We start from the raw sequence: 6,000 nt of genomic DNA, 5'->3' as shown, positions 1-6,000 counted from the left end.
CCCCTCTGAACGTCAAAACGGAAGCGCAAAGAGCTCCGGCGCTGCGCGCCTCCGGTCTCGGGATGCGTTTCCCTCCCCGGCTGAAGCCGGGGATAGCACGCAAGATCAGGGATGGAACACGTGATTCAATGACAGCATGGTGGAGGACCGTACATTTCTGGGGCCGCTGGAACTGACCAACGGCCTTTGGGGAGTCGGGGACGCTACACGACCCGACGCCCACTGGGTGGAGTTCCGTCCGGACGGGCTCTACCAGCACGAGCCAGACTCTGAGGGACAGTTGATCCCGTGGTCCAGGATCATGAATGGCATCTGGATCACCTGGGGCAAGAGCTCCAACACAAACAGCAGAGGCGTATACACGCTGAGGGGAATGGTCGCCACGCGCAAAGGCGGCTGGATGCACACGACACTGCGCCACCCGTACGAGGACCACCAGCTGCGCTTCGACCAGCACACGCGCCCGTACCGGGCGGTGGACGTCCTCCGGCTGGAGTCCCTGCTGCGGCAGCTCACCACTGAGAGAAAGCTACATCTCCTCGGCGACCCGGAATGGGTGGGTCGTGCCGCGGCGTACCTGGCCGACGGGAAGAACCGTTGGATTACCAGCCGTGCACTGCGGCAGGTGGCGGCGGAGGCCCTGGCAGTAGCCGGCCCTGGCAGCCCCTGACAGCCGCCATCGCCATCACCATCGGCGCCGTGGGCGGACAACAGACCTGGTAGCGGCCTCGTTCGGGTTGGGTGAGGAAACAGCTCACGAGCTCGGAACACCTGCCCGGGGGTGCTGGTTGAACGCGTTCACAATGTCCTGGTAGGCGGTGTTCGAGGGCGGTCTCGACGCCGGCCACGGCTGCCACGATCCGCCCCGCTCCCGCTCCGGTGCGCGAGCGCACGGTGAACGATCCCCGTCCGTCGTCGGCGATGTCGAACAGGGCGTGGTCGTAGTCGAGGGTGACGTCGGCCGGCTCGACAGGTGCGCTCGCGCCGTGGGCGTCGAGTCCGACGACGCCGAAGCTTCCGGTGGCCTGCGCGTCCGCGAGCCCGACGCGCGTGGTGGTCGGCCTGACGCGGGTCAACTTGTCGAGGACGGTGAGCCGGGTCCCGCCGTGGGCGCCCGCCCGTTCGGCCCGTACCTCGGTCGTGCCGCCGCGACGGGCGGTGAAGGTGCCTTTCTGGTCCACGCTGCCGACTGACGGGTCGACGGCACGCCAGTGCGGAGTGCCCGCGGCCGGTCCGTACGTCTCGTCGTATCCGGCGGTGATGAGCCGCCGCGTCAGGCCCGGGAAGACCCGCTCGGGGTGCCCTCCGGCGACCGGGTCGTCGCCGGGGGCGACGCCGGCCGGTGTGCGGGTCTCCAGCCAGAAACCGCGCAGTCTGCCGCTGCCGCCGGGGGCCGTAAGCGCGAGGCCGTTGGGGACGGTGCGCTCGCTGCCGTCGGACGGGCTGTTCTCGACCTGGAGCGCGTCGCTGCCCGGCTCGCGGGCGACGAGTGTGGAGGAGCCGCCGCCGTCGAGGTTCAGTGCGCTGTAGGAGCCGGCCCGGCGCATCATCTCGCCGAGCTCGGTGAGGGTGACGCCTCCGCTGTCGGTCTGCCGGCCGTCGACGGTGAGGACATGCATGGTCCGGCCGTCCTTGGAGAACCCCACGGCTGTACGGGGTGCGGCGGTGTTGTTCCCCTCACCGTCGTGCTTCTGCGCGACTCCGTCGGAGACGAGCACGGATTGCTCATGGAAAGCGCTGTCGGCCGACAGCATGGCCGGACGCGCCGGGACGCACCAGAGGGCAACAGGGACATCCGGGGGAACGGCGTGCGCCGAAGGGGTGGCTCCGCGACAGCGGGGTGTCCGGGTCCCCGGCCGGTGCACCGGCCCGGCAGACTGACGACATGTCGACAGTCAGACGCAGTATGGGAGTCCTGCTCTTCCGGATCGTGGCGGACGGAGACGGCGGCCGGGACGCCGAGGTGCTGCTCGGCCACATGGGCGGACCGTTCTGGGCGCGTCGTGAGACTGCGGCGTGGTCCATCCCCAAGGGCGAGCCCGAACCCGGCGAGGAGCCCAGGGCCGCCGCCCGCCGGGAGTTCGAGGAGGAGCTGGGTCTGCCGCTCCCGGACGGAAGATGGGTGCCGCTGGGCGAGAGCCTTCAGGCAGGCGGCAAGGTGGTCTCCGTGTGGGCCGTGGAGGCCGGGCTGGACCCGGCCCGGGCCATGCCCGGGACCTTCACCATGGAATGGCCGAAGGGTTCCGGTGTGCAGCGGGAGTTCCGGGAGATGGACCGGTTTGCCTGGTGCACACCGGAAGAAGCCTCGCAGCGCCTGGTGAAGGGACAGCGGGTCTTCGTCGAACGGCTGCGGGGCTACGTCCGGGACGGGCGGGAACCCTCGGAGGCGTAACCGCTCACCCGGAAACGGACCTCCGCCGGACCTGGCACGACGCGGCCCGCCCGGAGTTCGAGACGGTCTCCCCGCACAGGCTCACGCGTGTACGGCCCCGGAGCGTGCCATCACCCGCGCCGTCAGTTCGCGGTCTCGTGCTGCGCCGGTCGCCGCTCACCCGTCTCGCGCCGAACCGGCTCTCCCAGCGGCGCGGGCGGGGCTCCGTCGCCCGGCGGCCTGCTCATCACGAGCACGGCGACGTCGTCGCGGCGTACCCCGCCGGAGAACTCCTGCAGATCGGCCCGGAGCGCCTCCAGGAGCGCGGCGGGCTCGCGTCCGGCCCACTCGGCGAGCCGTTCGTCGAACGGGTAGAAGGCGCCGGTCACGTCCCTCGCCTCCGTCACACCGTCGGTGAAGACCAACAGGGTCGCGCCGGGCGGGAAATCGACCCACTGGGCGGTCCGCACCTCGCTGCTGAGTTCCGCCATGCCGAGGGGTACCGATGTGCGGTCCAGCGTGACGACCCAGGCCCTGCCGTCACGAAGGAGCCGTGGGAGCACGTGGCCGCAGTTGACGACCCGCACCTTCTCGCCACCGTCGAACGCGAGCAGGAGTGCTGTCACGAAGCGTTCCGTCTCGCCGGTCTCGGCGGAGTAGGCGTTGTGCCGCACGACCGCGTCCTCGACGGCGTCCGCCACCGCCGTGAGATCGGGCTCCCGGACAGCGGCTTCCCGGAAGGCGCCGAGAGCGGCGAATCCCGCCCCGATCGCCGGAAGACCTTTGCCCTGCACGTCACCGATGATCACTCGGGTCCCGTGGGAGGACTGCACGACCTCGTAGATGTCACCGCCGACGAACCGGTCCTCCTCGATCGGCTCGTAGAGCCCGTGCACACAGACCTGCCCCGTCGTGACGGGGAGGGGACGCAGGATCTGGCGCTGGAGCGCGACGGTGGCGGACCGCAGCCGTGCCATCTGGGTGGCGTGCCGGATGCGTGCGGCGCAGGCGACGACGCCCAGACCGCTGGCCAGGGCCGTGAAACCGACGAGGAACACGACGTCCCAGAAGGCACCGGTCGAGGCGACGCGGGAGCTGACGACCACCAGCGTGACCCACACGGCGACGGCGCTCGTCTGGCGGACCGAGCAGAAGACCGAGGCCAGCGCCGGCAGCACGACCAGCAGTGGGATGACCGGAAGCTCCTGCCCCGTGAAGGCGTCGATCAGCACCACCGCGGTGGTCAGGAGGATGAGCCACAGGGCCAGTGCCCAGTTCCCGATCCGGGAGGCACCCGCCGCCCTCTCCTCCGGATCGGTCCCCGGCAGTGGTGGTGTGCGCGCCGCGGACGGGCGCCGGAGCCCTCTGACCACGGCACGCCTCCCGCTTGGTCGTCGGTTATCGGCCCACTTGTTCCAAGTTACCCGCCCTCTGGTCCGGGGTCCTGACGTCACTCCGCCCCGGGCTGTCCGGGGGGACGATCGCGGAGAGGAACGAGGTCGTGCGGCGCAGGGTGAAGCCCAGGTTCTCGTACAGGCGGATGGCGGGCGTGTTCGAGGCGGCGGCATGCAGGAAGGGGGTCTCGCCGCGCTCCCGGATGCCGTGGGCGACGGCCCGGACGAGGCGGCCGGCGAGCCCTTGGCCTCGCACCGACTCGTCGGTGCAGACGGCGCTGATCTCCGTCCACCCGGGCGGGTGCAACCGCTCGCCCGCCATCGCGACCAGGACTCCCGAGCGACGGATGCCGAGATAGGTGCCGAGTTCGACGGTGCGGGGCAGGAACGGGCCGGGGCGGGTGCGCGCGACCAGGTCGAGCATGTCAGGTACGTCGGCGGGGCCGAGGAGGGACGCCTCGTGATCGGGTTCTGCTGCCACGGATTCGTCCACCATCTGCACACCCGTTGCGTGGAAGACGATCTCCCAGTCGCCCGGCGGCGGCTCGCGGAAGGCGGTGAGGGTCACGGAGGAGCCGGCACCCGCGAGCGCGGCCACGTCGGCCCAGTCCTGGGTCCCGGGGTCGTCCGGCAGAGCGAGCCAGGGCGTGAGGTCGGGGTGGTAGCGCAGAACCCGGCCGCGCCGTTCGGCGAAGTGTGCATGGGGCCCGGTCAGCGAGGCCCGGGCCGGGTTGTCCAGCGGATGACCCGGGACCGTGGCTCCCGTGGGCCCGTGCACGGAGGGGTTCGCGGACGCGGACGGGTTGGCAGGCGGGCGTGTGGCCTCGGACATGGCTCTCTCACTCCGGTGGGTATCGGCAGCCGACGACACGGGCGAAAAGCCGATTCACCCTGCACCTATTCCCTGGCCGGTGGACTGTTCACCTGAGCGCAATGAACGCGGCCCTCTCCCACTCCGCGCCGGGGCCGACGGAGGCCCCGGGTACGCGGAGAAGGTGGAGCGGGGGGACAGATGCGCGAAGGGTTCGGTAAATCGTGTATCGCGGAAGCGGATCCGTCCCCAACGGGCCGTTCCCTGTGGCACCCTGGATACGGTCGCCCCACCGGGCTCCCCCGTACCGGTGGGGCGGTTCTGTGTGCTCCGGCACACACGGGCCCCGTCACCACGGCCCCGGAAGCCGATCAAGCCGCCGCCCCTCCCAAGCAGCGCCGGTATGGCGCAAATACGCTCCCGCGTGCATGAGTTGAAGCTCAAAGGGCAGGCGCCTACACCTCGTGGTCGGCGACCGGAGGAGCGTGACGGGATGACCGTGCACACTGCACAGACCTCAGCTGCGGCCCGGGTGGGCGCCCCTGGAGGACTTCCGAGGATCGAGGACGCCGGGCAGATGGCCCCGCAGGACGCGCGGGCACTGTCGAAGGTCTTCTTCGGCCGCCTGCGGGGCCTGGACGAGGGCACCACTGAACATCAGTACGCCCGGAACACCCTCATCGAGATGAATCTGTCGCTTGTGCGGTTCGCCGCCGGCCGCTTCCGCAGCAGGGGCAGCGGCGACATGGACCTCGCGGGCCAGATCGAAGCGGTCGATGGCCTTGATGAGGCCGATGGTGCCGACCTGGACGACGTCCTCGAGTTCACCTCTTTCGCGGTGCCGTACATCGTGGGCGAGATCAAGCGATACCTCCGGGACACCACCTGGTCCGTACACGTACCGCGACGGCTGCAGGAGCTGCGGGTGGACCTCGCGAAGGCGAAGGAGAAGCTCGCGGCCGGGCTCGACCGGGATCCGACGGTCCGGGAACTGGCGGACCACCTCGGCCTCACAGAGGCGGAGATCACCGAGGGCATCGTCGCGGCCAACGGCTACACGGCAGGGTCGCTCGACACACCCTCCGACGCGGCGGACCCGGCGGGCCGCGCGACGGGTGCGCGCACGTACGCGGAAGTCCTGGGCGCACCGGACCCCGCGATGGAGGCGGTGGAGAACCTCCAGACGCTGGCCCCACTGCTGGACGAACTCGACGCACGGGAACGCCGCACCATCGACCTGCGGTTCGGCGTGGAGATGACACAGGCCCAGATCGGCGAGGAGCTCGGTATCTCCCAGATGCACGTCTCCCGGCTGCTCGGCCGCACGCTCGGCAAGCTGCGCACCGGCATGCTGACCCAGGACTGACACCGCACAGCCGCGGCACCGGCACCGGCTGGTCGCGCGGCGCCGCTGCGCGACCAGC

5 protein-coding genes and 1 pseudogene are annotated in these 6,000 nt (G+C 70.7%); 3 read left to right on the top strand and 3 right to left on the bottom strand.

What is annotated here, in order from left to right:
• Nucleotides 1–136: 136 nt before the first annotated feature.
• The gene (locus tag ACFU5K_RS12035; RefSeq protein WP_384059545.1) at nt 137–670 is read left to right on the top strand and encodes a hypothetical protein; all 534 of its coding nucleotides are present in this window, start codon (nt 137–139) and stop codon (nt 668–670) included.
• Between the two features lie 154 nt (nt 671–824).
• Here the strand turns inward: ACFU5K_RS12035 and ACFU5K_RS12030 are convergent.
• A pseudogene (locus ACFU5K_RS12030) lies at nt 825–1,718 on the bottom strand (phosphodiester glycosidase family protein); the annotation flags it as partial.
• Between the two features lie 167 nt (nt 1,719–1,885).
• Here ACFU5K_RS12030 and ACFU5K_RS12025 point away from each other — a divergent pair.
• Entirely contained in the window at nt 1,886–2,392 is a 507-nt protein-coding gene (locus tag ACFU5K_RS12025; RefSeq protein WP_384059542.1) for an NUDIX domain-containing protein, read from the top strand.
• A gap of 122 nt (nt 2,393–2,514) precedes the next feature.
• Here ACFU5K_RS12025 and ACFU5K_RS12020 read toward each other — a convergent pair whose 3' ends face one another.
• Both ACFU5K_RS12020 and ACFU5K_RS12015 read right to left on the bottom strand, forming a co-directional pair.
• Nucleotides 2,515–3,744, bottom strand: a complete 1,230-nt coding sequence (locus tag ACFU5K_RS12020) for a PP2C family protein-serine/threonine phosphatase (RefSeq protein WP_384059540.1) — start codon at nt 3,742–3,744, stop codon at nt 2,515–2,517.
• A gap of 25 nt (nt 3,745–3,769) precedes the next feature.
• Nucleotides 3,770–4,597 (bottom strand): GNAT family N-acetyltransferase, encoded by an 828-nt coding sequence (locus tag ACFU5K_RS12015; RefSeq protein ID WP_384059538.1) that lies wholly within the window; start codon nt 4,595–4,597, stop codon nt 3,770–3,772.
• A 472-nt stretch (nt 4,598–5,069) separates the two neighbouring features.
• Here ACFU5K_RS12015 and ACFU5K_RS12010 point away from each other — a divergent pair, with 472 nt between their 5' ends.
• Complete coding sequence (locus ACFU5K_RS12010; RefSeq protein ID WP_384059535.1) at nt 5,070–5,942, top strand: sigma-70 family RNA polymerase sigma factor; 873 nt, start codon at nt 5,070–5,072, stop codon at nt 5,940–5,942.
• Nucleotides 5,943–6,000: the final 58 nt, after the last annotated feature.

Origin of the sequence: Streptomyces sp. NPDC057428 (genome assembly GCF_042803195.1) — a bacterium.
Taxonomy (GTDB): domain Bacteria; phylum Actinomycetota; class Actinomycetes; order Streptomycetales; family Streptomycetaceae; genus Streptomyces.
This window is presented reverse-complemented; position numbering and strand designations above follow the sequence as displayed.